This is a genomic window from Streptomyces sp. NPDC091209, from assembly GCF_044757755.1.
Classification (GTDB): Bacteria; Actinomycetota; Actinomycetes; order Streptomycetales; family Streptomycetaceae; genus Streptomyces.
In genome coordinates, this window is sequence record NZ_JBIVVR010000001.1 from 1,367,260 (window position 1) to 1,393,420 (window position 26,161).

The 26,161-nt window shown below is 72.6% G+C and carries 21 protein-coding genes, 2 tRNA genes and 1 pseudogene; 15 read left to right on the forward strand and 9 right to left on the reverse strand.

What is annotated here, in order from left to right; all coding sequences use genetic code 11:
* Positions 1-113 precede the first annotated feature (113 nt).
* The 7 genes from ACIQRL_RS05925 to ACIQRL_RS05955 all read left to right on the forward strand — a co-directional run bounded on the left by ACIQRL_RS05925 (position 114) and on the right by ACIQRL_RS05955 (position 7,181).
* Entirely contained in the window at positions 114-1,115 is a 1,002-nt protein-coding gene (locus tag ACIQRL_RS05925; RefSeq protein WP_401327495.1) for a phosphatase PAP2 family protein, read from the forward strand.
* Positions 1,066-2,427 (forward strand): hypothetical protein, encoded by a 1,362-nt coding sequence (locus ACIQRL_RS05930; protein WP_401327498.1) that lies wholly within the window; start codon positions 1,066-1,068, stop codon positions 2,425-2,427. The genes ACIQRL_RS05925 and ACIQRL_RS05930 overlap by 50 nt, the downstream gene beginning before the upstream one ends.
* Positions 2,418-4,013, forward strand: a complete 1,596-nt coding sequence (locus ACIQRL_RS05935) for a hypothetical protein (RefSeq protein WP_401327500.1) — start codon at positions 2,418-2,420, stop codon at positions 4,011-4,013. The genes ACIQRL_RS05930 and ACIQRL_RS05935 overlap by 10 nt, the downstream gene beginning before the upstream one ends.
* Entirely contained in the window at positions 4,010-5,344 is a 1,335-nt protein-coding gene (locus ACIQRL_RS05940; RefSeq protein WP_401327503.1) for an AAA family ATPase, read from the forward strand. The genes ACIQRL_RS05935 and ACIQRL_RS05940 overlap by 4 nt, the downstream gene beginning before the upstream one ends.
* A 145-nt stretch (positions 5,345-5,489) precedes the next feature.
* Positions 5,490-5,867, forward strand: coding sequence for a hypothetical protein (locus ACIQRL_RS05945; protein ID WP_401327505.1), 378 nt, complete (start codon positions 5,490-5,492; stop codon positions 5,865-5,867).
* A gap of 518 nt (positions 5,868-6,385) precedes the next feature.
* Complete coding sequence (locus ACIQRL_RS05950; protein ID WP_401327508.1) at positions 6,386-7,117, forward strand: bifunctional DNA primase/polymerase; 732 nt, start codon at positions 6,386-6,388, stop codon at positions 7,115-7,117.
* Positions 7,108-7,181 (forward strand) — tRNA-Lys (locus ACIQRL_RS05955). Before ACIQRL_RS05950 ends, ACIQRL_RS05955 begins: the two co-directional genes overlap by 10 nt.
* A gap of 64 nt (positions 7,182-7,245) precedes the next feature.
* On the opposite strand, the gene ACIQRL_RS05960 is transcribed toward ACIQRL_RS05955, so the two are convergent.
* Positions 7,246-8,850: a M6 family metalloprotease domain-containing protein gene (locus ACIQRL_RS05960; protein ID WP_401327510.1), complete on the reverse strand. Its 1,605-nt coding sequence runs from the start codon at positions 8,848-8,850 to the stop codon at positions 7,246-7,248.
* 323 nt (positions 8,851-9,173) lie between these two features.
* Here ACIQRL_RS05960 and ACIQRL_RS05965 point away from each other — a divergent pair, with 323 nt between their 5' ends.
* Entirely contained in the window at positions 9,174-11,102 is a 1,929-nt protein-coding gene (locus ACIQRL_RS05965; RefSeq protein ID WP_401327513.1) for a putative bifunctional diguanylate cyclase/phosphodiesterase, read from the forward strand.
* 253 nt (positions 11,103-11,355) lie between these two features.
* On the opposite strand, the gene ACIQRL_RS05970 is transcribed toward ACIQRL_RS05965, so the two are convergent.
* From ACIQRL_RS05970 to ACIQRL_RS05980, 3 genes and pseudogenes are all read right to left on the reverse strand, one after another.
* Positions 11,356-12,471: an LLM class flavin-dependent oxidoreductase gene (locus ACIQRL_RS05970; protein ID WP_401327516.1), complete on the reverse strand. Its 1,116-nt coding sequence runs from the start codon at positions 12,469-12,471 to the stop codon at positions 11,356-11,358.
* A 293-nt stretch (positions 12,472-12,764) separates the two neighbouring features.
* Positions 12,765-13,496 (reverse strand): decarboxylase, encoded by a 732-nt coding sequence (locus ACIQRL_RS05975; protein WP_401327518.1) that lies wholly within the window; start codon positions 13,494-13,496, stop codon positions 12,765-12,767.
* Positions 13,493-13,663 (reverse strand): annotated as a pseudogene (locus ACIQRL_RS05980) (decarboxylase); the annotation flags it as partial. The gene ACIQRL_RS05975 and the pseudogene ACIQRL_RS05980, both read right to left, overlap by 4 nt.
* 234 nt (positions 13,664-13,897) lie before the next feature.
* Between ACIQRL_RS05980 and ACIQRL_RS05985 the strand changes: the two are divergent.
* The 7 genes from ACIQRL_RS05985 (at position 13,898) to ACIQRL_RS06015 (ending at position 19,446) form a co-directional block, all read left to right on the forward strand.
* Positions 13,898-14,902 (forward strand): D-2-hydroxyacid dehydrogenase, encoded by a 1,005-nt coding sequence (locus ACIQRL_RS05985; protein WP_401327521.1) that lies wholly within the window; start codon positions 13,898-13,900, stop codon positions 14,900-14,902.
* 89 nt (positions 14,903-14,991) lie between these two features.
* Positions 14,992-15,933: an ectoine/hydroxyectoine ABC transporter substrate-binding protein EhuB gene (gene ehuB, locus ACIQRL_RS05990; protein WP_401327524.1), complete on the forward strand. Its 942-nt coding sequence runs from the start codon at positions 14,992-14,994 to the stop codon at positions 15,931-15,933.
* Positions 15,930-16,670, forward strand: a complete 741-nt coding sequence (gene ehuC / locus ACIQRL_RS05995; protein ID WP_401327527.1) for an ectoine/hydroxyectoine ABC transporter permease subunit EhuC — start codon at positions 15,930-15,932, stop codon at positions 16,668-16,670. Before ehuB ends, ehuC begins: the two co-directional genes overlap by 4 nt.
* Positions 16,667-17,317 (forward strand): ectoine/hydroxyectoine ABC transporter permease subunit EhuD, encoded by a 651-nt coding sequence (ehuD, locus tag ACIQRL_RS06000; RefSeq protein ID WP_401327530.1) that lies wholly within the window; start codon positions 16,667-16,669, stop codon positions 17,315-17,317. The genes ehuC and ehuD overlap by 4 nt, the downstream gene beginning before the upstream one ends.
* 79 nt (positions 17,318-17,396) lie before the next feature.
* Positions 17,397-18,155, forward strand: coding sequence for an ectoine/hydroxyectoine ABC transporter ATP-binding protein EhuA (ehuA, locus tag ACIQRL_RS06005; protein ID WP_401328127.1), 759 nt, complete (start codon positions 17,397-17,399; stop codon positions 18,153-18,155).
* A gap of 254 nt (positions 18,156-18,409) precedes the next feature.
* Entirely contained in the window at positions 18,410-19,168 is a 759-nt protein-coding gene (locus ACIQRL_RS06010; RefSeq protein WP_401327533.1) for an IclR family transcriptional regulator, read from the forward strand.
* Between the two features lie 204 nt (positions 19,169-19,372).
* A tRNA-Lys gene (locus tag ACIQRL_RS06015) sits at positions 19,373-19,446 on the forward strand.
* Positions 19,447-19,541: 95 nt separating this feature from the next.
* On the opposite strand, the gene ACIQRL_RS06020 is transcribed toward ACIQRL_RS06015, so the two are convergent.
* The 5 genes from ACIQRL_RS06020 to ACIQRL_RS06040 all read right to left on the reverse strand — a co-directional run bounded on the left by ACIQRL_RS06020 (position 19,542) and on the right by ACIQRL_RS06040 (position 26,022).
* The gene (locus ACIQRL_RS06020; RefSeq protein WP_401327536.1) at positions 19,542-20,843 is read right to left on the reverse strand and encodes a M18 family aminopeptidase; all 1,302 of its coding nucleotides are present in this window, start codon (positions 20,841-20,843) and stop codon (positions 19,542-19,544) included.
* Between the two features lie 647 nt (positions 20,844-21,490).
* Positions 21,491-23,305: an AMP-binding protein gene (locus ACIQRL_RS06025; protein ID WP_401327539.1), complete on the reverse strand. Its 1,815-nt coding sequence runs from the start codon at positions 23,303-23,305 to the stop codon at positions 21,491-21,493.
* A 103-nt stretch (positions 23,306-23,408) separates the two neighbouring features.
* Complete coding sequence (locus ACIQRL_RS06030) at positions 23,409-23,879, reverse strand: DUF3592 domain-containing protein (RefSeq protein ID WP_401327542.1); 471 nt, start codon at positions 23,877-23,879, stop codon at positions 23,409-23,411.
* Positions 23,880-24,058: 179 nt separating this feature from the next.
* Positions 24,059-24,697 (reverse strand): lytic polysaccharide monooxygenase, encoded by a 639-nt coding sequence (locus ACIQRL_RS06035; RefSeq protein ID WP_401327544.1) that lies wholly within the window; start codon positions 24,695-24,697, stop codon positions 24,059-24,061.
* Positions 24,698-24,834: 137 nt separating this feature from the next.
* Complete coding sequence (locus ACIQRL_RS06040) at positions 24,835-26,022, reverse strand: SPFH domain-containing protein (RefSeq protein ID WP_401327545.1); 1,188 nt, start codon at positions 26,020-26,022, stop codon at positions 24,835-24,837.
* Positions 26,023-26,161: the final 139 nt, after the last annotated feature.

Consider the following 26,161-nt stretch of genomic DNA (forward strand, 5'->3'; position numbering starts at 1 on the left):
GCATTCGCGTACACCGTAAAATCCCGGGGTGGCCGCGGACCGTCGTCAGCGGACAACGGACCGTCGGGTCACCACGAGCAGATGGGCACGAGCAGATGGGGGAGGGCGATCGGATGCCGCAGACCGATGCACCGCGTACCGAAGCGGCACCGCGCGCCCGGTCGCGCCGGGAGACCGAGCCGCGCACGTCCGCGGCGGAGCGGGCACGGCTCCGCTGGTGGACCGAGGTCCCGCTGATCCTGCTCGTGTACGCGTCGTACACGGCGGGCCGGCTGCTCGCCCGGGGCGACACCGACGGCGCCGTCGGCCACGGCCTGTCGATCCTGCGGATCGAGAAGGCCCTCCACCTCAACGCCGAACATCCGCTGAACCGGCTGTTCACGCGTGAGGCCTGGCTGGGCGTGCCCGCCGACTTCTGGTACGGGTCGCTGCACTACCTGGTGACGCCCGCGATCCTGATATGGCTCTTCCGCTCCCGGACCGTCCGCTACCGCGCGGCCCGCACCTGGCTGATGACCTCCACGTTCATAGGCCTGATCGGTTTCACCCTGCTGCCGACCTGCCCGCCCCGGCTGCTGTCGCCCGGCCACGGCTTCGTCGACACGATGGCCCAGTACAGCTCGTACGGCTGGTGGGGCGGCGAGGCCAGTGCGCCGCGCGGTATGGGCGGGATGACGAACCAGTACGCGGCGATGCCGAGCCTGCACGTGGGCTGGGCCCTGTGGTGCGGGGTGATGCTCTGGCGCCACGGCCGTACGCCGGCCGCCAAGGTCGCCGCCGTCGTCTATCCGCTGTTCACCACCATCGTCGTGATGGGCACGGCCAACCACTACTTCCTCGACGCCGTCGCGGGCGCCGCGGTGATGGGGGCGGGCCTGCTGCTCACCCCGTTCGTGATGCGGGCGGCGAACCGTCTGCGGACCCTCGTCGAGGGCCGCGTCCCGTGGCTCTCGGGTGCCTCGCGGGGCGAGGGTTCCACGATTGTCAGTGCGGGGTGCCAGACTTCCCCGGGTGAACGAATTCCCCGACAGCGCGAGTCCCGATCCGGGCCGGGAGCGGAGCAGGGTGCCTCTCCCACGGACGCGGGGGAAAGCGCTGCGACAGCAGCTCGCTGAGCTGCGCGGTCCGGACGTCGCACCGAAGGCGCTCGACGCGCGCGCCCTCGCGGCGCTCGCGGCCAACCCCGGGTGCGACCGCCGTGCCCTGCTGGACGGGGCGGGCGTCGACAAGGCGAAGCTGGCGAGTGCGCTCGGCGCGCCGTCCGCGTTCGGGATGTCGCAGTTCGCCTTCATGCGGGGCAACGCGTTCGAGGCGCGGGTCAAGGCCGACGGCGGTGCCGAGCTGCTGCGGCTGGTGCACGAGAAGCTGGACCCCGGCGCCGAGCCGCCCGGTGCGGGTGCCGTGCCCGACCTGAGCGCGATCGGCCCCGAGGGACGCGCAGCGCGTACGGCGCTCGCGCTGCGCGAGGCGACCGAGGCGGGCGTCTGGACCCTGCTCGACCACCCCATGCTCGCCCTCGACGTCGCGGGCTCCGCCGCCTTCCTGGAGCCGGACGCCGTGGTCGTGCACCCCGACGGCCGCTGGACGGTCGTCGAGATCAAGTCGTTCCCGATGCTGGACGGTTCGGCCGACCCCGCCAAGGTGGGCGCCGCCGCCCGGCAGTCCGCGGTGTACGTGCTGGCCCTGGAGGAGGTCGCCGCCCGCCTCGACCCGGCCCCCGAGGTCCGCCACCGTGTCCTCCTGGTCTGCCCGAAGGACTTCTCCAACCTGCCGGCCGCCTCGGCCGTCGACGTACGCAAGCAGCGCGCGGTCACCCGCCGCCAGCTCGCCCGGCTCACCCGCGTCGAGGACATCGCGGCCGCCCTCCCCGAGGGGAGCTGCTTCTCCCCCGCCCTCCCCGCCGAGGAACTCGTCACGGCCGTCGAGGCGGTGCCCGCGACCTACGCCCCCGAGTGCCTGTCCGCCTGCGAGCTGGCCTTCCACTGCCGGGCCCGCTCGCGCGCCGAGGGCGCGGTGACCTCGCTCGGCCGCTCGCTGCGCGCTGAGCTGGGCGGTCTGACGACCGTCCCTGACGTACTGGCGGCGGCGCGCGGAAGGGCCGGGGACCCCGACGACCCCGCCGTCGCGGCCCTCAGGAGAGCGGCACTGCTACGGGCGGAGGCCCTGCGCGGCACGGCGTCGGAGACCCACGCCCGAGCCGGGGAGGCCCGGGTGCCGGTCGCGTCGGCGTCGCGGGCCCGCGTACCGGAAGACCTCGCGTCACGAGTTCCCGAACGCGGAGCCTCCGCGCCCGCAGTTCCCGCACCCGGAACCCCGGTGTCGGAGGCCGACGCACCCGGAGCGCCGGTGCCCGGAGCCTCCGCGACGAAAGCCCCGGTGCCGGTGGCCGGTGCCCCGGAAGGCCGGGAGGCGGGCGCATGTCGCTGATCGCCACCCTGGCGCGGCTGGAGGCCGTGGAGAGCGGGCGGGCGCAGCCCGCCGCCACCGTGCTCCACCGCCATCTCGTCGAACGGCCGCTGGTGTTCGTGCCGCTCACCACCTCGGGCGAGGCGGGAGCGCCGCTCGGCGCGCTCGTCGGCACCGACCGGGACGCGCCCCGGCTGCTGGTCGTGCCGCAGCCCCGCGGCCGCGACCTGCGGTTCGCCTTCCTCGCCGAGCTGGCGGACGTCGTCCTGCCCTACCTCGACTCGTACGCGGACGTGGTCGAGGCGGCCGAGCGCAGCGAGACCGACCCGGAGACCGGCAAGCGCGTCAAGGTCGAGGTCGAGCTGTGCGCCGACGCGCCGCAGATCGTCGTGCCGGGCCGCGCGGGCATCGAGTTCGTCCGCCTCCTCGGGCGTTCCACGCGCTTTCGCCGCACCGCCGAGCAGGATCCCGAGACCCCGCATCCGGCGCCGCCCCGGGTTCCGTTGTTCGGGCGCTGGCTGACCCACTTCGGGGAGCGCGCCCGGGTGCCCGGCTCCGCCCTGCTCCTCGCCCTCACCGACGTGCTGTCCCGGCACTGGGCCACCGGCCAGAGCAGCCTGGAGGACCAGCATCTCGGCGCGCTGCTCGCCTGGCTCGATCCGCCGGAGGGGGAGCCGGGCGCCGAGGCCGCGGTGCGGGCCGAGCTCCAGCGGGACGCGCGGGGACAGCTCGTCTGCCCGCCCGCCGGACCGGCCACGGACCCCGCCTTCGACAACCAGCTCCTGGCCCCCGCCATCGAACGCTACGACCGCGCGCGCACCGCGCTGGCCGCCGCCGAGGACGGCATCGAGGCGGACGACCGGCTCGGTGAACTCACCGCCGCGGAGCGGGAGATCCGCGAACTCGTCGCGAGCGTCACCCTGCCCACCTGGGACGCGGTGTGGCGCGGGCTCGACCTGCTGCGCGCGCTGCCGGAGGGGGCGCACGCCGCCGACCGGTGGACCCGCGACCGCTGGTCGTTCACCGGACACCGCGACCGGGTCGTGGCGGGCGAGCCACCGCAGCCGCGCCGCGACGACGCGGTCACCGCCGCGAACAAACTGGCCGGCCGCGAGCGGGAGCAGGCCCGTCTGGAAGCGCAGGAGGCCCTGGACGACCCGCTGGTCATGGCCGGCCGGCGGCTCGCCGGAGAGGCTTTCGCCGGAGAGGTCACCGATGTCGTGATGGCGTACAGCGAGGGCAAGCGGCCGAGCCCCCGCCCGCTGGTGACCGTCCGCACGGACGACCGCCCGCACCTGGGGGAACGGGCCAGGGTGTACCGCTCGCTCGGCGGGAAACCGCAGGCCGCGGAGTTCGTGGGGTACGACGACGAGGGCGCCGCCGTGGTGCTGCGGATCGTCGACAAGATGGGGCGCGGCAAGGAGCCCGAGGCCGGCTCCCTGCCGGAGAAGGGGGACCTCGTCTGCTTCACCCTGTTCGAGCACGAACAGCGCGGGGGCGCCAAGCTGCCCGACCCGGAGGAGACGCCGTGGACGCACGGAGGACCGCCGGGTGAGCCCGACGCCGTACCGCCGCCGGACGCGGTGACCGAGGAGGACGTGCTGTGACCGCCGTGTTCGACCCGGGTGCCGAGGCCGCCCGCGCCACCGACGCGATCCTGCGCGACACCCTGCACGGCACCGACCGCGGTGTCGTGGTGGACTCCCCGCCGGGCGCCGGCAAGTCGACCCTCGTCGTCCGGGCCGCACTCGAACTGGCCGCCGCGGGACGCCCGTTGATGGTCATCGCGCAGACCAACGCCCAGGTCGACGACCTGGTGCTGCGGCTCGCCGAGAAGGCCCCGGAGCTGCCGGTGGGGCGGCTGCACAGCAGCGACTCCGACCCGTACGACAAGGCTCTCGACGGTCTCGATCACGTGCGCAAGTCGACGAAGGCGGCCGACCTCGCGGGCCTGGACGTCGTCATCTCGACCGCCGCGAAGTGGGCCCACGTCAAGGGCGTCGAGCCCTGGCGGCACGCGATCGTCGACGAGGCGTACCAGATGCGCTCCGACGCGCTGCTCGCCGTCGCCGGGCTCTTCGAGCGGGCCCTGTTCGTGGGCGACCCAGGGCAGTTGGACCCGTTCGCGATCGTCGGTTCGGAGCAGTGGGCGGGGCTGTCCTACGACCCGTCGGCGTCCGCGGTGAGCACGCTGCTCGCGCACAATCCGCATCTGCCGCAGCACCGGCTGCCGGTGTCCTGGCGGCTGCCCGCGTCGGCGGCACCGCTGGTCTCGCACGCCTTCTATCCGTACACGCCGTTCCGCAGCGGCACCGGTCACGGCGACCGGCGGCTGAACTTCGGTGTCCCGTCGGACGGTTCGGGCACCGACCGGGTCATCGACGAGGCGGCCGAGTCCGGTTGGGGTCTGCTGGAGCTGCCCGCCCGGCACACACCGCGTACGGACCCGGAGGCGGTGCGCGCGGTGGCCGGTGTCGTACGGCGGCTGCTCGACCGGGGCGGTGCGGCCACGTCGGAGCGGGCGGAGGATCCGGTGCCGCTGACGGCCGACCGGATCGCCGTCGGCACGGCGCACCGGGACCAGGCCGCGGCCGTGCGCGCGGCCCTGGCCGGCCTCGGTGTCACGGAGGTCACCGTCGACACGGCGAACCGGCTCCAGGGACGGGAGTTCGACGTCACGGTCGTCCTGCACCCGCTGTCGGGGCGGCCCGACGCCACGGCGTTCCACCTGGAGACCGGACGGTTGTGCGTACTCGCTTCCCGGCACCGGCACGCGTGCATCGTGATCTGCCGGGAAGGAATCACGGAGTTGCTGGACGACCACCCGTCGACCGAGCCCGTACAGCTGGGAGTGACCGTGAAGTTTCCGGATGGTTGGGAGGCCAATCATTCGGTGTTGTCCCATCTGGCGGAGCATCGGGTGGCGTGGCGGCCCTGAACCCGTTCCGGGCACACCCCGGACCGGCGACATCCCGGACCGGCGGCGCGCGCTCGACCCTTCGGGCCCACTTGCGCGGGCGCGAGACAATGGACGGTGGCCCTTTACCGAGAGGGGCCCCTGAACCGTACGAGGAGGAGAAGACATGGCGGAGCCCACGCCGCGTCGGAACGAACCGCGGCTACGCCCCGCGCCCCTGCTCTTCGAGCCCGCGGAAGCCGCCGGGGACCCGGAGCACTTCTTCGACCTGGAGTCGATCGACGATCCGCGCGCGCTGCTCGACCGGTCCACGGAGCTGGCGCACGCGTTTCGCGCCGCCGCCGACCGGGCCGTCGAGTTCCAGGCCATCGCCGCCGCTCAGCTCGCCGATCCGCGCCGCTTCGACCGGCTGACCGCCGCCTCGATCGCCGAGCGGGCCGAGTGGACCGAGGACTACGCGAAGAAGATGGTCGAGTTCGGCGAGGGGCTGCTGCGGGGCACGGAGGGCAACGGACACGGTCACGGCGTGACCGACCCGCTCTGAGCCGCTCCACCCCGCCCTGACACCCTCCGCCGCGCCACGCGCCGGCGACGGGGCCGCACCGTTCCCGAAGCGGGGCCGTTCCTGCGCGGGCCGTTCCCGGAGCGGGGCCGTTGCCGGAGTGGGGTCACTTCTGCGACCGGCAGCAGGACCGGCAGGCGAATCCCGCCGACCGCGGGGCCGGTCGGCGAACCTGCAGGCGAACCCGCAGAGGGACCGGTCCGGGGCCGGTAAAGGGACCTGCCAGGGGGCCAGCAGGCGAACCCGGCGGGCGAACCTGCCGAAGGACCGCCAAGCGAACCTGCCGAGGGCCGGTCGGCGAACGCGCAGGTGAACGGGTCGGGGGCCGCTGAGGGCCAGTCGGGGGCCGGTCGCGGGGCCGGTCCGGGGGATGTTCCGGCGACGCCCGCAGCCTCTCTGGCATATGCCAGGCGGGCAAGATACTCCACCTCACCCGATCCTGTCCCGATTTCCGGCAACCCTCCGGGATCGAGCGCTCACCACCGGTAGATGTATGCGGCATGAGCAGCACACGGAATCCGCCGAGCAGCACCCCCCGCAGCCCCGGAGCGCCGTCGCCCGAGCGGCTGGACGTCGCGGGTGTCACTCCCGAGGGAGCCGCCTGGCTCGCCTCGGCGGGAACGTATCCGCGCAGCACGCTCGCCCTCTGGCGCGAACGGCCGAACGCCCCGCTCGTCCTGCCCTGCGGCAGCGCCTTCGACGTCGTGAGCGCGCCTGCGCTCTTCGGACGGCGGATGCTCGACCGGCTCTGGGACGACGGACCGGGCTCGGGCCCGGTGGCGGTGTACCGCGGGCGGATGCTGATGTTCGCCGCGCCCGGCACCGCCCAGCGGCTCCCCTCGCTGATGAAGTGGGAGGAGTGGGGTTCGGGTGCATCCGTGGAGCCTGAGGCGGTCGTGGGGCACGGCGGTCCCGTGGGGCGCGAGGCTCCGGGACAGGGCGGGCACGTGGGGCGGTGCCGGGAGGTACCGCCGCTCCTCTGCCACGGTACGGGGGACGCGGTCACCGTGCCCGCGCTGGGCGCCGGGGACGGTGGAGCGGAGGGCTTCCGGGCCGATTCCCGCTGGCTGGTCGCCCCCGACACACGGCAGCCCTGGCTTCCCGGGCCCGAAATCCTGCTCTGGGCGGCCGTGCGGGCGGCCCGTGCGGCGGCGTCCGCGGCGGTACGGATATCGATTTTTCCTCGCGCCGATCAGGATGCTAAGGTCTACGACGTCAGCAGGCGCCGCTAGCTCAGTTGGTTAGAGCAGCTGACTCTTAATCAGCGGGTCCGGGGTTCGAGTCCCTGGCGGCGCACGCCAACGAGAGCGGGATGATTCGCGGAAACGCGAGCATCCCGCTCTCGTCGTTTCCGGGTGGCTCAGCCGGTCGTGATCCTTACCGTCCAGGCTCCCGAAGCCGACCGGTCCTCCACCTGGACCCGGACCTTCGAGCCCGGCACCTTGAAGTTCTCGCCGAGGCTCACCGGCGCGTCCGCGAGCGGCGGGTACACCGAGTCCTCCCAGCAGGACTCGGTGTGGGGGTGGGCGTCGAGCACCTGGATGGGACCGCTGCCCGACTCGGTCCCGCTGCGGACCCGGTAGACGAGGACGCCCTGCTCGCAGGTCGAGCCGTCGTTGCCCGTCGAGCCGCGGGCCTCGAAGGCGAGCGCGCTGTCCGGGCCCGTCGGGACCACCGCCAGCTTGGTGCCCCGGCCCGCGCCGAAGGGCCGAGAACCGGGGGGAGCCGCCACGCCCAGCGCGTTCGAGGACGTGACCGGTCCGCCCGAACCGCGCGAGGAGGTCCGCGGTCCGTAGGAGGACACCCGCGGACCGAAGGCGGACCGTCGCGCTCCGGAAGCGGAGGCATGCGACCCGCGCGAGGACACCCTCGGCCCCTGCACGGCACCCCCCGCCCCACCCGCCACGGCGCCCCCCGTCCCATCCGGCACGGTCGAGCGGGTCGCCAGCACCCCCGCGCCGGCCGTCCCCTCGGCGCTCGCGCCGGCCGAGCCGACCGCGGGGTCGACGGGTCCGGATTCCAGCGGCTCCAGCGTCAGACGGGTGGTGCCGGAGCCCAGGACGCACGCCACCTGGTGCGGTTCCAGCCATCCCAGCCGCCATTTGTGCCAGCCGAAGAGGTCGGGGGCGAGACCGAACTGGCTGCCCATGAGGTCCCAGTCACCCACATAGGTGTCCCAGTCGCCCTTGCCGTCGGAGGGACGGTGGTAGAGGTCGGGCAGGTCGAAGACATGGCCGGTCTCGTGCGCGAGGACGAGGCGGTCCGGCGGATGCTTCTCGAAGACCGTGACGACGCGTCGGATGTCCTTGCCGTCCGCGCGCAGCGGTGTGTCCAGGTTGACGACCTTCGTGGCGTCCGAGTCGACGCCCGGCGCGTCCGGGTCCGCGATGAAGTAGACGACGTCGTAGCGCGAGAAGTCGACCTGCGGGTCGGCCACGGCGAGGGCGTCGCGCAGATAGGCGGCACGGTCGGTGGCGTTCCAGTCGCGCTGTATGGCGTACGACGTGGAGGCGTGCGGCATCTGGATCCAGGCGCGCCGGGGATGCGGGCGGACCGTGAACTTGCCGTACGAGGCACGCTCGAAGAAACGGCTGGTCGCCGGGAAGTAGTCGCCCGTCAGTTCGGCGGGAGTGGTGCGCGGGGTTGAGTCCGGGAAGGACAGGAAGACCATCACGGCGTCGAGGGGACGGGTGGGGCGTTCGTAGGAGGCGTTCCAGGTGTCGGCGCCCTCCGAGTGGTGCGCCGTGGTCCGCGTCAGGGCGCAGGGGGACGCGAGAGGTTCGGCGAGCGCGTGGGCCGGCACCAGGGAGGTCGCGGCGAGCGCGGTCATCGAGGTGAACACGGCCGCGGTGCTGCGCCAGCGCGTCGCCCCGTCACGGACGAGGCCGCGCGGAGCCTCGCGAGTGAGAACCCTCAGGGGGAGCGGACGCGGCACGTCGACCTCCGGATGCGGATTTCGGGACACCGCACCCAGCCTGATTGACTTTGTACTACTTCGCCCTGTTTGTCTGCACCGGAAGAGTGAGCGGGCCGACGAGCCGACACCCCCGGACCTTCACGGAACGTCACATGCGGTTGACGGGAGAGGGAACCCATCCAGATACAGGCAGAAACGATCTGTCAGAACGGGTGGTTGTTACTGGACACTGGACAGTGGCTGCACCGTTCGAGGTCAGCCTCTATGATCGGCACACTTTCCTGCACGGACACGGCTTGTGCGGCGGTCCATCACCGGCCGACCGCCCCGAGAGACCCATCCGAAGAACGAGTGCACTGCGGGAGCGAGCGGTGAGCGGAACGTCCGAAGGGCCGGCGCCCGCGGGAGACCTCGTCCGGCCGGCTGTCACAGAACGTCACGTCGACACGTCTTCTCGTACCTCCGCCGGGATCTCTCCCGGCCCACCCGTCCCCTCCGTCCCGCCGGTAACCCCCGGGGTGCCTTCCCGGGCACCCGGGCCCCTGGCGGTTCCGGACGGAACGTCACCCCGCACCTTTCTTGCCGCCTTCGCCACCGCTCCCCTCGCGATGGCCGTCGTCGACAGCGAGGGCCTCGTCGTCACCGCCAACGAGTCACTGGGCACGCTGCTCGGCGCCGGGGCGCGGACGTTCGTCGGGCGGGTCGCCGCCGATCTGGTGGACCTGGCCTCCGACGCCCGCACCTGGCAGGCGTACCGCGAGGTGCTGGGCGGCAGCCAGGCCCGGCTGCGCTGCACCCGCCGGCTCAAGCACCCCGACGGCCACGCGATCTGGGCACAGGTCACGGTCGCGCCGCTGCCGCCGCAGGAGCGGGCGGTCCTGATCTCGGTCACCGACATCGGTGCGAGGCGTGAACTCCAGGCACGGCTGCGCCACTTGCAGATGCACGACCCGGTGACCCGGCTGCCGAACCGCACGCTGTTCTTCGAGCGGCTGTCGGCGGCGCTGGAGGCGGAGACGTACGAAGAGGGCGGCACCGGCCGGATCGGGCTCTGCTATCTGGACCTGGACGGGTTCAAGGCGGTCAACGACACGCTCGGCCACCGGGTCGGGGACCGGCTGCTCGCGGCCGTCGCGGAGCGTCTGACGCGCTGCGCGGAGGAGGCCGGCCTCACGAGGGCCGCCACTCCCCTGGTGGCGCGGCTGGGCGGGGACGAGTTCGCGCTGCTCGTCGAGGACTCCACGGGCACCGACCAGTTGGCGGACCTCGCCGAGTCCGTACTGAAGTCGCTCCAGGCGCCGTTCGACCTGTCGGGTCAGCGGCTGTCGCTGTCGGCATCCATCGGGGTCGTCGAGCGGCGCGCCACCGGCACGAGCGCGACCGGTCTGATGCAGGCCGCGGACACGACGCTGTACTGGGCGAAAGCGGACGGCAAGGGCCGCTGGACGCTCTTCGACCCGGAGCGCAACGCGCACCGCATGACGCGCCAGGCCCTGTCGTCCACCCTGCGCGCGGCCGTCGAGCGGGGTGAATTCGCCCTGGAGTACCAGCCGTTGGTGGGCATGGAGGACGGCGGTGTGCACGGGGTCGAGGCGCTCGTCCGCTGGAACCACCCGAGGTTCGGGATGCTCACGCCGAACCGGTTCATCGGACTGGCCGAGGAGAACGGCTCGATCGTCCAGCTCGGCCGCTGGGTACTGGCCACCGCCTGCCGCCAGGCCCGCCGTTGGCAGTTGGACCATCCGGACGCCCGGCCGATCTTCGTCAGCGTCAACGTCGCCGTGCGTCAGGTCTGGGACTCCGACCTGGTCGCAGACGTGGCGGAGATCCTGGCGGAGACCGGACTGGCCCCGCATCTCCTCCAGTTGGAGCTGACGGAGTCGGCGGTGATGGGCTCCGCGGGCCGGCCGCTCCAGGCGCTGCAGGCCCTGAGTGACATGGGAGTCCGGATCGCCATCGACGACTTCGGCACCGGCTACTCGAACCTCGCCTATCTGAGCAGGCTCCCGGTGTCCGTGCTGAAGCTGGACGGTTCCTTCGTCCGCGGCTTCCAGTACGAGAACGCCGACGGCTCGTCCGCCCACCCCAACCCCGCCGACGAGGTCATCGTCGAGGCGCTCATCCAACTCGCCCACCGGCTGGGCCTGACCGTCACCGCGGAATGCGTGGAGACCGCCTCGCAGGCGTCCCGGCTGCGCGGGATCGGCTGCGACACCGGCCAGGGCTGGCTGTACTCCCGGCCGGTGGCGCCGGAGCGCATCTCCGCCCTCCTGATGTCGGCCGCCTGCCCGCAGACCTGAACGCCCCGGCGCTCGAACCCCGAACACCCCGGTGCGCGGACCGAACGTCCCGGTGCTCGGCCCCGGACACCCCGGCATTCGAACCCGGGCGTCCCGGCCTTCCGGCCTGGGCGTCCCGGCCGCGCTCGCCTGCGCGTCCCGGGCTCGCCTGCGTGTCTCGCTCTCGGGCCCGGGACGCCCGGTACTCGGACCCGAGCATCCCTGCCCTTCGGCCTGCGCGTCTCGCTTCCCGGGCCTGAGCGGCCCCCGGCCATCAGGCCTGAGTGCTCTGCTCCTTGGGCAACCCGTAGGCGTCCGCGATCAGTTCGTACGAGCGCAGCCGTACGTCACCGCCGTGCGCGTTACCCGTGATCATCAACTCGTCGGCGCCGGTGCGCTTCTGGAGGTCGTCGAGGCCGGCGCGGACCTCGTCGGCGGTGCCGTGGATGACGTTGGAGTTCCAGGAACCGACGAACTCCCGCTCCATGGCGCTGAATTCGTAGGCCTCCGCCTCCTCCGGGGTCGGCACGAGACCGGGGCGGCCGGTGCGCAGGCGGACCATGCTCAGCGCGGCTGCCAGCACCTGGCGGCGCGCCTCCTTCTCCTCGTCCGTCGCGAGGGCGGAGACGCCGATGAGAGCGTACGGGGCGTCCAGGACCGCACTCGGCCGGAAGGACTCGCGGTAGAGGTCGAGCGCCGGGATCGTGTTCTGCGCCGAGAAGTGGTGCGCGAAGGCGAACGGGAGGCCGAGGCCTCCGGCGAGACGGGCGCTGAAGCCGGAGGACCCGAGCAGCCAGATCGGGGGCCGGTGCGGGGACTGGACCCCGCCCGGCGCGGTCGCCTGGACGGGGCCGGGCACGGCGTGGATACGGGCGTAGGGGTGGCCGTCGGGGAAGTCGTCGTCCAGGAAGCGGGTGAGTTCCGCGAGCTGCTCGGGGAAGTCGTCGGCGCCCTCGTTGAGGCGCTGGGTGCGGCGCAGCGCGGCGGCCGTCGCGCCGTCCGTGCCCGGGGCCCGGCCGAGGCCCAGGTCGACACGGCCCGGGGCCATCGCCTCAAGGGTGCCGAACTGCTCCGCGATGACCAGGGGGGCGTGGTTGGGGAGCATCACGCCGCCGGAGCCCAGCCGGATGCGGTCCGTGTGGGCGGCCAGATGGGCGAGGATCACCGCGGGCGAGGAGCTGGCCACGCCGGGCATCGAGTGGTGTTCTGCCACCCAGTAGCGGTGGAAGCCGCGGGATTCCGCGAGGCGGGCGATCTGGACGCTGGTGCGGAGGGCGTCGGTCGCGGTGCGGCCCGCGCCCACGGTGACCAGGTCCAGCACGGACAGCGGTACGGGGGCGGTGCCCCGCGCCGTGCCTCGGATCTCGCCCGTCTCGGCCGTCTCGTCCACCGTGGTGCCTCCTGTTGCGTACGCGATGCTGTCCTCCGCATACGAACAGGAGGGTGACTCCGGTTATTCCCCGGGCCTCCCGGGGTCACCCCGGGGCGAGGGCTTCCCCGGGTGGGGAGAGAGTTCCCCCGGGCGGGCGGCTTTCCCCGGGGCGGGGGGCTGGGGACGAGGTATTTCGTCCCCTCCGCCCGTGCCCTTCCCCTACCTGGGGCTCCGCCCCGGACCCCGCTCCTCGAACGCCGGAGGGGCTGAGTCCGTCGGCGGGACTGGATCTTCCTTCGGAGGCTTGGAATCTACGCCTGGACGATGGGTTCCCTCGTGAAGAGGGCGCCCAGATCCGGGGCGTTCACACGGCGGTCGGTCAGGCGCAGGGCTTCCCAGACGGTGACCTGGTTCGCGGTGAGGACCGGTTTGGCGAGGTCCTTCTCCAGGGCCGCGAGGTGGGAGACGGTGTGCAGGGCCGTGTCGGGCAGGAGGACCGCCTCGGCGTCCGGGCGGTCCGCCGCGCGGGCGAGCGCGAGGACCTGGTCGTAGCCCCAGCCCGCGACCTCGGCGCCGGTGACGTCACCGGCGCCGTGCACCGCCACCACCTCCGTGCCCGCCTCCTTCAGGAACGCGGCGAAGAGCGCGGCCACGTCGTCGGGGTAGGTCGCCCCGATCGCGACCCGGTGGGCCGCGATCTCCCGCGCCGCGTGCGCGAAGGCGAACGACGTCGAGGAGGCGGGCAGGCCGGCCGCCCTGGCGAGGCCGCGGACCTGCTCGTGGGCGCCCTGGAGTCCGTACACGAAGCTGCCGCCCGCGCACGCCCAGACCACGGCCTCCGCGCCGGACAGGCGCAGCTCCTCGACGCCCGCCGCGAGGCGCCGCTCCGAGCCCATGTCGAGGAGCGCGTCCACGCCGTGGGCGTCCTCCCCCGTGTCCGTGTGGACGACGGTCAGGCGGATGTCGCTGCCGAGCAGCTGCTCCGTGCGCGGGTAGTCGTCCTCGGCCGAGTGGCCGGGGTAGAGGAATCCGAGTGCGGTCATGCCCAACCTTCCTGTTCTTCGGGCGGTACGGGTCCCTGGCGGGCGGTCCGATCGATCAGCCCGCTCCGGGGGCCCACTGCCCGGGTACCCAGTCGGCGCAGCGCCGCCCACATCCTCACCTGGTTGGCCGAGAACGCCGGGATCCGCCCTTCCGCCCGCGGGCCGGGGCTCGCCTTGCCGCCCGCCCCCGAGGCCGGGCTTCCGCGCTCGGGCCGAGGGAGGGCGGGAACCGGCCACGGAGGGGAAACAGGCGGGCAACGGACCGTATGCGAGCCCGTGTTGACGACGGTAGGTTCGGGTGTGGCGTGGTCGATCCGCGCATCTCGGACGGCTCGGCCCCGTTCGCCCGCCTGTCTCCCCGGTCATGTCGCCCCAGGATCTCCCCAGAGAAGCGGACTCGCATGGCGAAACGGTCTTCCCCGGTGAACGCCCGTACGTCCGCCGGCGCGCCCCACCCGCCGGTTCCGGCCACCCTGCTCGTCCTGGACGCCGACCCGCTGCCCCGGCTCGGCCGGCTCACCGGGCGCGTACGGATCGAGCACGCCGACGAGTCCACTCTCGCGGAGCGGCTGCCGCACGCGGACGCGCTGCTCGTGTGGGACTTCACCTCGCACGCCGTGCGCCGTGCCTGGCCGGGCGAGGGGCCGCGACCGCGCTGGGTGCACACCGCCAGCGCGGGCGTGGACCATCTGATGTGTCCCGAGCTCGCCGCCTCCGACACGGTGGTGACCAACGCGCGCGGCATCTTCGACCGGCCGATCGCCGAGTACGTCGCCGCTCTGGTCCTCGCCATGGCCAAGGACCTGCCGAGGACCTGGGACCTGCAGCGGCGCCACGAGTGGCGGCACCGCGAGTCGCAGCGGGTGGCCGGGACCCGCGCCTGCGTGGTGGGGTCCGGGCCGATCGGGCGGGCGATCGTGCGCGCCCTGAAGGCGCTCGATGTCACCACGGCCCTGGTGGGGCGTGTCCCGCGCACCGGGATCCACGGCCCGAAGGAGCTGGACCGGCTGATGGCGCGCGCCGACTGGGTGGTGTCCGCGGCTCCGCTCACCGCGGAGACGCGGGGCATGTTCGACGCGCGGCGCTTCGGGATGATGCAGCCCTCGGCCCGCTTCATCAACATCGGACGCGGGCAGCTCGTCGTCGAGGAGGCGCTCGCCGAGGCCCTGTCGAAGCGGTGGATCGCGGGTGCGGCCCTGGATGTCTTCCAGCACGAACCGCTCAACCGTGACAGTCCGTTGTGGGAGGTCCCGGGGCTGATCGTGTCTCCGCACATGAGCGGGGACACGGTCGGCTGGCGGGACGAACTGGGCGAGCAGTTCGTGGAGTTCTACGAGCGCTGGGCGGCGGGCAAGCCGCTGCCGAACGTCGTCGACAAGAAGCGCGGGTACGTGCCGGGACACTGAACCGCCCCCGGCGGCCGGGAGCGCACCGGACGCGGGCGGGACCGGAAGGCGCCCGAATACTTCACATGGTCCCGGGTAGCCGCGCGGCCATGGCTCCACCACTTGGGAACGCACGTGGAAATGAACAGGGAAACGAGCGCGGAAAGGACAGACACCCGTCCGGGACCACCCGCCGGTCGCTGCTCGCGGGGGTCGCGGCGCTCGGTGCGCTCGGCGCCGCCGGCTGCAGTCGCGTGGCCTCGGCGTCCGGGACGGACGGCGGCGATCTCCTCGACCGGCTGAGGGCGCAGGGAGTCGTACGGCTGGGCATCGCGGGCGAGATCCCGTTCGGCTACATCGACCGGGACGGCCGACTGACCGGCGAGGCACCGGAGTTGGCGAAGGCCGTCTTCGAGCGGCTCGGCGTCGGACGTGTCCAGCCGGTCCCGACCGAGTTCGGCTCGCTGATACCCGGGCTCGACTCCCAGCAGTTCGACGTCGTGTCCGCCGGGATGTACATCAACGCCGAACGCTGTCAACAGGTCATCTTCGCCGACCCCGACTACCGGATGCTCGACGCGTTCATCGTGCGCAAGGGCAACCCGAAGGGGCTGCACGACTACCGGGACGTGGTGGCGAAGAACGCCAGGTTCGCCACGGGGACCGGCTACGCGGAGATCCAGTACGCGGTCGAGGCCGGCTGCGAGGAGAGCGACATCCTGATCGTGCCCGACCAGGTGGCCGGGCTGAACGCGGTCGAGGCGGGGCGCGCCGACGTCTTCGCGGGGACCGCGCTGACCGTCCGCGAAGTGGTGAGGAAGTCCGGCAGGGCGGAGAGCACGAAGCCCTTCGCGCCGCTGGTCAAGGGCAAGCCGCACGTCGACGGGGGCGGTTTCGCGTTCCGTTCGCCGGAGACGAGGCTGCGGGACGCCTTCAACGCCGAGCTGCGGAAGATGAAGGACAGCGGCGAACTCTTCCGCATCCTGCGGCCGTTCGGCTTCACCAGGGCCGAGATGACCGACATGACCGCGAAGGAGCTGTGCCGCGGATGACTTCGGGACTCTGGAAACTCGTACTCGACGGCATCTGGGTCACTGTCCAACTGCTTTTCTTCAGCTCCCTGTTGGCCGGCGCGATGTCCTTCCTCGCCGGAATCGCGCGCACCTCGCGGCGGTGGATCGTCCGCTTCCTCGCGGGCTTCTACACCGAGGTGTTCCGCGGCACCTCCGCGCTGATCATGATCTTCTGGGTGTACTTCGTGCTGCCGCTCGCCTTCGGCTGGCAGCTCGTCCCGCTGTGGGCGGGCACCCTGGCGCTCGGGCTGACGTACGGGGCGTACGGCTCCGAGATCGTGCGCGGCGCGCTGAACGCGGTCGATCCCGCGCAGCGCGAGGGCGGGATCGCGCTCAGCTTCACGCCCTGGCAGCGGATGCGGCTGATCCTGCTGCCGCAGGCGGTGCCGGAGATGGTCCCGCCGTTCTGCAACCTGCTGGTCGAGCTGCTCAAGGGCACCGCGCTGGTGTCCGTCATGGGCATGGGCGATCTGACGTTCAGCGCCAACCTGGTGCGGCTCGCGCTCCAGCAGAGCGCGGAGGTCTACACCTACGTCCTGCTCATCTACTTCGCCATCGCCTTCCTGCTCACCCGGCTGATGCGCGGCCTGGAGAAGCGGCTCAAGGCCGGGATCGGCAAGGAGCGGGAGCGCGGCACGGCGGCACGCGAGCCGAAGCGGGCCGAGGCGACGGCCGTGGGCGCCGGTGCCGGCGCCCACGCGGGAGGTGCCTCATGACCTGGGACTGGAACGCCGTCGGCGACTTCATGCCGCACTTCCGGGACGGTCTGCTGGTCACCCTGCAGGCGCTGGCCCTCGGTTCGGTGATCGCCTTCACCCTCGGTCTCGTGTGGGCGCTGCTCATGCGGGCGCCGACACGCTGGGTGCGCTGGCCGGTCGGGGTGGCCACCGAGTTCGTACGCGACACCCCGCTGCTGGTGCAACTGTTCTTCCTCTTCTACGTGCTGCCCGAGTGGAACATCACGTTCTCCGCGCTGACCACCGGTGTGATCGCGATCGGGCTGCACTACTCGACGTACACGATGCAGGTCTACCGGGCCGGTATCGAGGGCGTGCCCGCCGGCCAGTGGGAAGCGGCCACGGCACTCGGCCTGCCCGTGCGGCGCACCTGGACGGCGGTGATCCTGCCGCAGGCGGTCCGCCGTGTCGTACCGGCACTCGGCAACTACGTCATCGCGATGCTCAAGGACACCCCGATGCTGATGACGATCACCGTGCTGGACATGCTCGGCGAGGCGCGTCTGTACGCGCAGCAGCACTTCCAGTTCACGGAGCCGCTCACGGTCATCGGTGTGGCCTTCATCCTCATTTCCTACCCGGCTTCCCTGCTGCTGCGAGCCCTGGAGCGACGCCTTGTCCGCTGACACGACCGCCGACACGAACACTGACAAGAACACTGACAGGAACGCCGACACGACTGCCGGGACCGGCCCCTCGACGGACCTGGCCAATCCCCCGGTGGACGGCAGCGAGCTGATCCGCTTCGACAGGGTCACCAAGCGCTTCGGGGACAACACCGTCCTCGACGGGCTCGACTTCCGCGTCGACTCCGGCAAGCACGTCACGCTGATCGGCCCGTCCGGGTCCGGCAAGACGACGATCCTGCGGCTGCTGATGACCCTGACCCGGCCGGACGAGGGCACGATCACGGTCGCCGGGGACCGGCTCTTCCCGGCCGACGAGAAGCGGGTCCGCGAGGTCCGCAAGAAGATCGGGATGGTCTTCCAGCAGTTCAACCTGTTCCCGAACATGAGCGTGCTGAGGAACGTCACCGAGGCGCCCGTCACCGTCCTCGGCCTGTCCCGGGACGAGGCCGAGGAGCGGGCTCGGGAACTGCTCGACCTGGTCGGCCTCTCGGACAAGTGCGACGCGCGGCCGGGCCGGCTGTCCGGCGGACAGCAGCAGCGCGTGGCCATCGCCCGCGCGCTGGCGATGCGGCCGCAGATACTGCTGCTGGACGAGGTGACGTCCGCGCTCGACCCCGAGCTGGTCGCGGGGGTCCTCGACGTCCTGCGTGACATCGCTCAGACGACGGACATCACGATGCTCTGTGTGACCCACGAGATGAATTTCGCCCGGGACATCTCGGACCAGGTCCTGATGTTCGATTCCGGCCATGTCATCGAATCCGGACCACCGGAAAGGATCTTCGGCGACCCGGAGCACGAGCGGACCAGGGAATTCCTCGGCGCCGTCCTCTGAAGTCCGGGAGTGAACGAGGGGCGGAAGGGGAGCACTCACGGGAAGCCGCGAGGTCCGACCCCTGGAGCATGCCCCAGATGCAATGCCCTTGGCATATGCCAGGGTGGTGCGTTCCTGCTGAGAGGCATGGAGCGCGCCACCAATCTCGTCAACAGGCGCCCGCAGAAGGCTGCTTGACGGTTATCGTGGAGTGGGCCCAGCTGTCCGGACCGGCGTCATTTTTGAGCCGGTCCACGAAGCGCAGGGGGAAAACCGTGGCGCTGATGAACGAGCCGACCGCGCCGTACCACTCGGCCCAGGACGCGCTGCGCGTCCTGGAGACGGTGTCGCGGCACACCACCGGCGTCACCGAGGCCGAACTCGCCCGCCAGGCCGGCCTCGGCGCCGACCGGCTGACGGCACTGCTGCGCATGCTGCGCCGGGAGGGCTACGTCGAGCAGGTCGCGGACGGCGCGTACGTCACCGGCGCCGCCCTCGGCCGTCTCGGTTCCGCGCAGGGCCGCGAGCAGGCGCTGCGCGAAAAGCTCCAGCAGACGATCGACCGGCTCCGCGACTCGGTCGGCGCCGCGATCTACATCAGCCGCTACATCGACGGCGAGGTGCACGTCACGCAGTACGCGGAGAGCCCGTCGACCCCCGCGGTCAACGAATGGGTCGACTTCCGCTCCTCCGCGCACGCCAGCGCGGTCGGCAAGAGCCTGCTCGGCCAGCTCGACCACAACGGCCGCCGCGACCACCTCTCCCGCCACAAGATGGCCCGCCTCACCTCGCGGACCATCACCAGCGAGCGGCTCCTGCTGTCGCGCCTCGACTCCCAGCCGGCCACCGTGCCCGTGCTCGACCTCCAGGAGTACGCGATCGGCACGGTCTGCGCGGCCGTACCGATCACCGCCGGCTCCTCCGTCGGCTGTCTCGCCCTCTCCCTCCCCGTCGAACACGCCCACCGGCTCCGCCGCGCCGCGGACACGCTGAACCGCGGAGCGGCCCCGGTGCTGCTCTCCCTCGCGATCTGACAGCGGCCGCACCGGGCCCGCACAGGGCGCATACCGGGCCCGCACAGGGCCGGCGGCCCGATCCGGCCGACGGCCGGGGCCGCAGCCGGTCGCGCCGCAGGTCACATGGTCGGACGGGTGGCCGCGCGGGTGGTCGGAAGCACCCCCACGGACCAGGTAGTATTTCTTTTGTCGCCGCCCGCGGAAGCGGGAGGCGAGAGTCATGCGCCGCTAGCTCAGTTGGTTAGAGCAGCTGACTCTTAATCAGCGGGTCCGGGGTTCGAGTCCCTGGCGGCGCACCTCGGTGAAGGCCCTCCACGCATGTGGGGGGCCTTCACGCATGTCCCGGGACTCCCGTGTGATCCCTGCACGCCCTGGCCGCCGGGAACCCGGTCTACTCCGACAGGACGAACTCGGTCAGCACCCGCGCCAGCAGCCCCGGGTCCCGCGCCCCGCACAACTCGCGCGCCGAGTGCATCGACAACCCCGCCACGCCCACGTCGACCGTCGCCACGCCGAGCCGGGCCGCCGTGATCGGGCCGATCGACGTCCCGCACGGCATCGCGTTGTGGGAGACGAACGGCTGCCACGGCACCTCCGCCCGTTCGCACGCGGCGGCGAAGGCCGCGACACCGATGCCGTCGGTGGCGTACCGCTGATTGACGTTGACCTTGATCACGGGGCCGCCGTTGGGCAGCGGCCAGTGGTCCGGGTCGTGGCGTTCGGCGTAGTTGGGGTGGACCGCGTGGGACATGTCGGAGGAGACGCACAGGGCGCCGGCGAGGGCGCGGTTGAAGTCCTCGGTCCCGCCGCCCCTGGCGGTCACGGCGCGGGCCAGCACCCGTTCCAGGAAGGGGCCCTGGGCGCCTGACTCCGATCCGCTGCCGACCTCCTCGTGATCGAAGGCGGCGAGCACGGGTATGGACGCGGGCGGGCGGGCCGCGCCGGCCGCGGCGACCAGGGCGGTGACGCCCGCGTGCACCGAGATCTGGTTGTCGAGGCGCGACGCGACGATGAACTCCTCGTCCGCGCCCAGATACCCGGGCGGCTGGATGTCGTGCAGCATCAGGTCCCAGCCGAGGACCTCGTCGGCGTCGGCACCGGCCTCGTCCGCGATCCGGCCGAGCAGCGCGCCGGGCCGGGGGTCGCCGAGTCCCCACAGCGGGGCCATGTGCCGCTGCCGGTCCAGCGCGAGCCCCTCGTTCACGGTCCGGTCGAGGTGGATGGCGAGCTGCGGCACCCGCAGCAGCGGCCTGTCGACGCTGACCAGCCGGGTCGATCCGTCGCGCAGGGCCAGCCGCCCCGAGACGCCCAGATCGCGGTCGAGCCAGGTGTTGAGCGGCACACCGCCGTAGACCTCCACGGCGATCTGCCGCCATCCCGCGGAGCCGGTGTCCGGCGTGGGCTTGACCCGCAGATTCGGTGAGTCGGTGTGGGCGCCGACGATCCTGAACGGGGTGCGGGCGGGGGCGCCCGGCGGAACGTACCAGGCGAGCAGCGCTCCCCCGCGGACGACGTAGCGGCCTCCTTCGGCTCCGGCCGTCCAGTCGTCCCGCTCCCGCAACTCCGCGAAACCGGCCTTCTCCAGGCGCTGCGCCGCGCTCGCCACCACGTGGTACGGCGAGGGGCTGGCTCTGACGAAGCTGAACAGGTCGTCGTTGTGCGCGCGGTCGAGCGTGTCATGCGTGGGGGACATGAGTGCCTTTCGGGTGCTGTCGAGGGTTGGGGTGGGGGGCGTCGGACCGTCCGGCCGGGCGCACGGTTCGGCCGGGTCGACGATCCGCCCGGGAGGCGCCCTGGCCAGCAGGGTCATGACAAGCCCCCACCTGGGCGGAACTCCCGGGACAGCAGGCGCGACCCGCATAACCGACACGCCCGGCGTCAGCGCCCCGGGCGGGAGCCGGGGTGACATCGCCCCGCGGCTTCCGCGGGCAGCAGGCGCGACCGGCGTGGCCGACCCGGGCGGCGTCACCGGCGCGGGTGCGAGCCGGGGCGGTATCGCCCCGCGGCTTCCGTGTCCGGGAACCGGATCAGGCAACGCGACGTCCTTCTTCCCTCGGCTCGGACCTCTCGCGCACAGGCCTCTCGGCGCACGTGCCCGGATATCCTCCCCGCGGAAGGCGTCCGGGATGCGTCACTCGACCGCCGTTCGAAAGACGCCGGGCGGGCGCTGCCGCCCACCGGCCGCGAGCAGTCCGGTACGACCGGCACGGGACCGTGCGGGTCCTGCGCGGAGGCGGATCCGGCGCGCCCCGGGCACGCGCGGCCGCGCCGAAGGCGACTCCGGCCTGTACCGGCGGTGCGGGTCCCGCGTCAGGTACCGTCCCCGGTCCGTCCGGTCGGCTACCGGGTCAGCAACTCCTCCCGGCCGCGCGCCCGGTACTGGGTCACCAGCGCGTCCAGGTCCGCCGGCGTCAGCGGCCGGTACGCCAGCTCGCCCGGGGGGCGCCACCACACCGGGTCCGGGCAGCGGAAGCCCTCACGCCTCAGGCCCACCCGGTGGATCTTGTTGGTGGCGGTGACGGGCATCCGCTCCACGATCCGCAGGAACCGGGGAGCCATCTTCGTGCCCAGGTCCGGCTGGGCGAGCAGGAACGCGGCGAAGGGCGAGGGGTCGAAGCGTGCCCCCTCCTTGAGGGCCAGCGTCGCCATCACCTGGTCGCCCGCCACCGGATCCGGCACGGCGTACACCGCGACGGCGGCGGCGTCCTCGTACCGGGCGATGATGTTCTCGATCATCGCGGCGGCGAGGTTCTCGCTGTCGACGCGGAGCCGGTCGTCGGCGCGTCCGGCGAAGTAGAGAAACCCGTCCGCGTCCCGGTAGAAGAGGTCACCGGTCCAGTACCAGCCCTCCCCCGCCTCACCCCTCCCCACCTGAGCTTCCCCCGCCTCACCTCTCCCCGCCCCGGCTTCGCCCGCCCCGCTCTTCCCCGCCACGGCTTCGCCCGCCCCGCTCTTCCCCAACTCGCCCTTCCCCGCCCCGGCTTCCCCCGGCCGGGGTGACGCGCCCCGGCGCCGGGCGGCCTCCGCGTCGGGATTGCGCCAGTACCCCTCGAAGGGACTGGCGCCCCGGTTCACCAACTCCCCTATCGCCTCCGCGCCGTTGAGCAGGCGGCCGTCCTCGGCGAAGACGGCGGACGGGCACTCGCGCCGGGTCCTCGGGTCGATCACCGCGAGGTCGTCCGCGGGCGCCGCCCGTCCAATCGCCCCGGCCGGGGTGCCGGGCGTGCGCTGGAGGGCGGCGCCGCCCTCCGAGGAGCCGTACCCCTCGATCAGCCGCGCCCCGAAACGCTTCTCGAAGGCGGCCGCGTCGACCGCTCCGGCCTCCGTCCCGAATCCGATGCGCAGGCAATGGTCACGGTCGCCGGAGCCGGCGGGCGTGGCCAGCAGATACTGCACGGCACGGCCGACGTAGGTGAAGTACGTGGCCCCACAGGCCCGTACGTCGGGGAGGAACCCGGACGCCGAGAAGCGGCGCCGTAGCGCGATCCCCGCGCCGGCCGCCAACGCCGGGGCCCAGTCGGCGATCACCGCGTTGCCGTGGAACATCGGCATGCAGATGTAGTGGGTGTCGTCCGCACGCACCCCGAAGTGGTCGACGAGCGAGCGTCCGGCGGCGGCGATCCTGCCCTGGGTGCAGATCGCGGCCTTGGGCGCGCCGGTCGAACCGGACGTGAAGAGAAGGAGGAAGCGGCTGTCCGGGCCCGCCCCGCCGGCGTCCGGCCGCGCGCCCTCGTAGGTCTTCAGGAGCTCGGCATAGGCGTCCGTGTCGGTCACCAGGACGCGTACGCCCGGGAGTTCGAGTCCGTCGAGGAGGGGCAGATGGGCCCGCTCGGTGACCAGCACGCGGCATTCGGTGTGCAGGATGTCGCGGGCCAGTTCGGGGCCGCGTCGGGTCGGGTTGATCCCCGCGACGGCGGCACCGGCGAGGGCTGCCGCGCTCAACCACAGGGGATATTCAGGGGTGTTGTCGAGCAGCACCCCCACGTGCGGCTCCGCGCCGGGCGGCAGCAGCTCGCCGAGCAGCGCCGCCCGTGCCGCCGCGCCCGCCGCGACCTGGTGGTGGCTGATGACCCGGCCCTCGAACCACAGCCCGGGCCGGTGATCACCCCACCGCTCCCGTACGAGTTCCCCGACGGTGCGCCTACTGGACCCCATGGACGCGTACGGTAATTGACGCTCCGTCAGATAGGGAGGGTCGTGCGCGCCCCGACTCCGGCCGGACCGCCGGCCCCCTCCCCCGGCCGCCCGGCCCGCGCGGTCAGCTCCCGCCGAAGAACGAATCGCCGCCCGAGGACTCCACGTGGTAGGTGATCATGAAGCCGACGCAGAAGGTGACGATCAAGCCACAGAACACCAGCATGCCGAACATGCCCGCGGCCGCCCTGGCCGGGCTCGGCGGCTGCGCCGTGGCCCTCTCGGGGCGCTGGGCGGTGTAGAACACGGTGACGGTGTCCCCCTCGACCACGGTCGAGGAGCCGTTCGCCTCCTCGAAGCGGATCGCGCGGCCCTTGTTCGTCGTGAACTCGTAGACGTGGTGCAGGGTCGTGGTGACGGAGCTGTCGTTGCCGCCCCCGCCGACCGTCGTGTACGAGCGCAGACAGCGCGCCTCCGCGGTCAGTCCGCTGTTCCAGGCGCTGCGCAGCTCCAGCGAGCGGCGCACCGTCCTGGCCGCCAAGAGCAGCACCGCGACGATGATCACGCCTGGAAAGGCATAGAAGAACACACTCATGACGGTCCCCCGGTGGTCGGATACTGCTCCCCGCACGCCGACTTGGTCGTGTCGACGTGCGGGGAACATACCCGCGCCGGTGGTGCCCGCGCCTCAAGGGAGGCTCAGAACTCCGGGCCCCGGGATTCCCGGTCCCGCGACCCCGGTCCCCCGCCACGCCGGTTCCGGGACCGCGGGGCTCAGAACGTGACGTCCGCGCAGGAGTAGAACGCGTTCGTCGTGTCCGCGACCGTCCACACCCCGAGGATCAGGTGGTGTCCGGTCCTGCCGCTCGGCAGGGTGCCGGTGTGCGTGAGCGTGGCCGGGGGGCGCTGTCCGTTGTAGGGGACCGTCAGGAACGGGGTGGTCTCCAGGTCCGCGCGGGTCAGCGCGTGGTTCTGGTTCCAGCCGGTCTTGGTGATGAAGTACTTGAAGTCGGTCGTCGCGTGCATCGCGGTGAACTGCCAGCGGAAGGTGTAGGTCTGTCCCGCGGTGACCTTCGTCGTCGGCCAGGCCGTGCCCGCGGGGGTCTTCGGCTGGTCGAGCTGGCCGAAGTTGGTGTGGCCCGCGGAGCAGATCTGCCCGTCGGCCGGGCCCGCCGCCGGGAAGCCCTTGAGACCCTCGACGCTCTGCGGCTCCCATTGGATGTCACCGCAGTTGGCGACGATGCCGCCGTTCGCGGCGCACATCTTCTGCCGGCTGAGGGGCTGGTCGGTGTAGCCGTGGGCGCTGGCTCCGCCGGTGGAGAGCACGAAGGTGCCCGCCGTGACGAGGCCGAGCGCCGCCGCGTACATCTTCGCCTTCCCGCTGGTGCGGGACTGGTTCGTCCGTTTGCGCATGCTGCCGCTCCTGGAGGACGTGGGGGATGTTCCCTGAGCTGTGCGCGCGAGGTTCAGGTCTAGACCAAGTACCAGATTATTGCGGGTAGTTGAACATGTCCATACCAATAGCGGACCTGTCCGCCCCGCCCGGTGGTCTACGAGGACACCTCCCCGCGACCCGTGCAGAACGCCACCGTCAGGTCCTTCACCAACGCCTTGCGCTCGTAGTCGTCCAGTTCGACCAGCCCCCGCAGGGTCAGCCTGGTCACCGTGTCCTCCACCGAGTCGACGACCGAGCCGAGCACGCTGTCGCGGTGCTGGGCGTCCAGGGCCGCGATCCGGCGGCGCTGCATCACGGCGGCGATCTCGGGCGCGTACTCGATCCGGGTCGGCTGCGCGGAGAACACCTCCAGGCCGACCGGGGCCGTGTCGGCGGCGACCATCCGGGTCAGCGCCTCGCCGACCGCGTCCGTGTTGCGCAGGGTCAGGTCCCTGATCACGGCGGGCGGCAGTTCGGCCGGAAGCTGGGAGAGCACCCGCGACAGGGCGGCCTCCACACACTCCCGCAGATACGTCCGGTGGTCGTCGACCGCCAGCGTGGCCCGCGCGGTGTCCTTCACGCGCCACACCACGAGCACGACCACCCGCAGCTCGACCCCGTTCGCGTCGACCACGGACATCGGCTCGCTGCGCCAGTGCCGCAGCCGTACGTCGACCCGGCGGCGCAGTACCAGCGGGTTGACCCACATCAGACCGGTGCGCCGGACCGTGCCCCGATAGCGCCCGAACAGTCCGAGCACCCAGGCCCGGCCGGTCCGGCCGCGGGCGAGACCGCCGAAGCCGAACAGACCGAGGGCGCCCGCCCCGGCGTACGCCGCCCATTGCGCGGGCCCGAGCCCGGCGCCCGTGTGCGCGTGCAGCTCCAGCGCCGCCGACACGGCGGGCGGCAGCACACCCGCCCACCATGTGGTGAGGGCACATCCGGCCACACCACAGGCCCCGGCCAGCACACCCGCCGCTCCCGGCAGGACACGTGCGGGCCGTTCGACCAGTTCCGGGTCGACCTCCGGCACCGGGCGCGGCGGTCTGCCGGACACCGGCCGCCGGATCCTCGGCTGCTCGCCGGTGCCGCGCCGGCGGCCCACGACGGCGGGCGCGAGCGGCACCGACACCGGGTCGGGGTCGTCGCGGAACAGCAGATGGACGGGGATCTCGGTGGTCACCTCGTTGTGGATGAGCCGGGCGGGCCGGTGACCGCCGCCGCACTCGGCCGCGTGGTCGGACCGGGGTTCCACCGTGGGCTCCCCTTCGGACTCCGGGGTGTCTGACGTCGTCGTACTCATAGCTGCCTCCATGCCTCCGCGCCTGGAAGTGTGTTCACGAGCCGTACGGGACCCGGGCTGCCCAACCGGGGGAATTCGCCTGCTCCGACGTGCGGGACCCGCCTGCTCGGCCCTGGGAACCCGCCCTGCTCAACCCTGC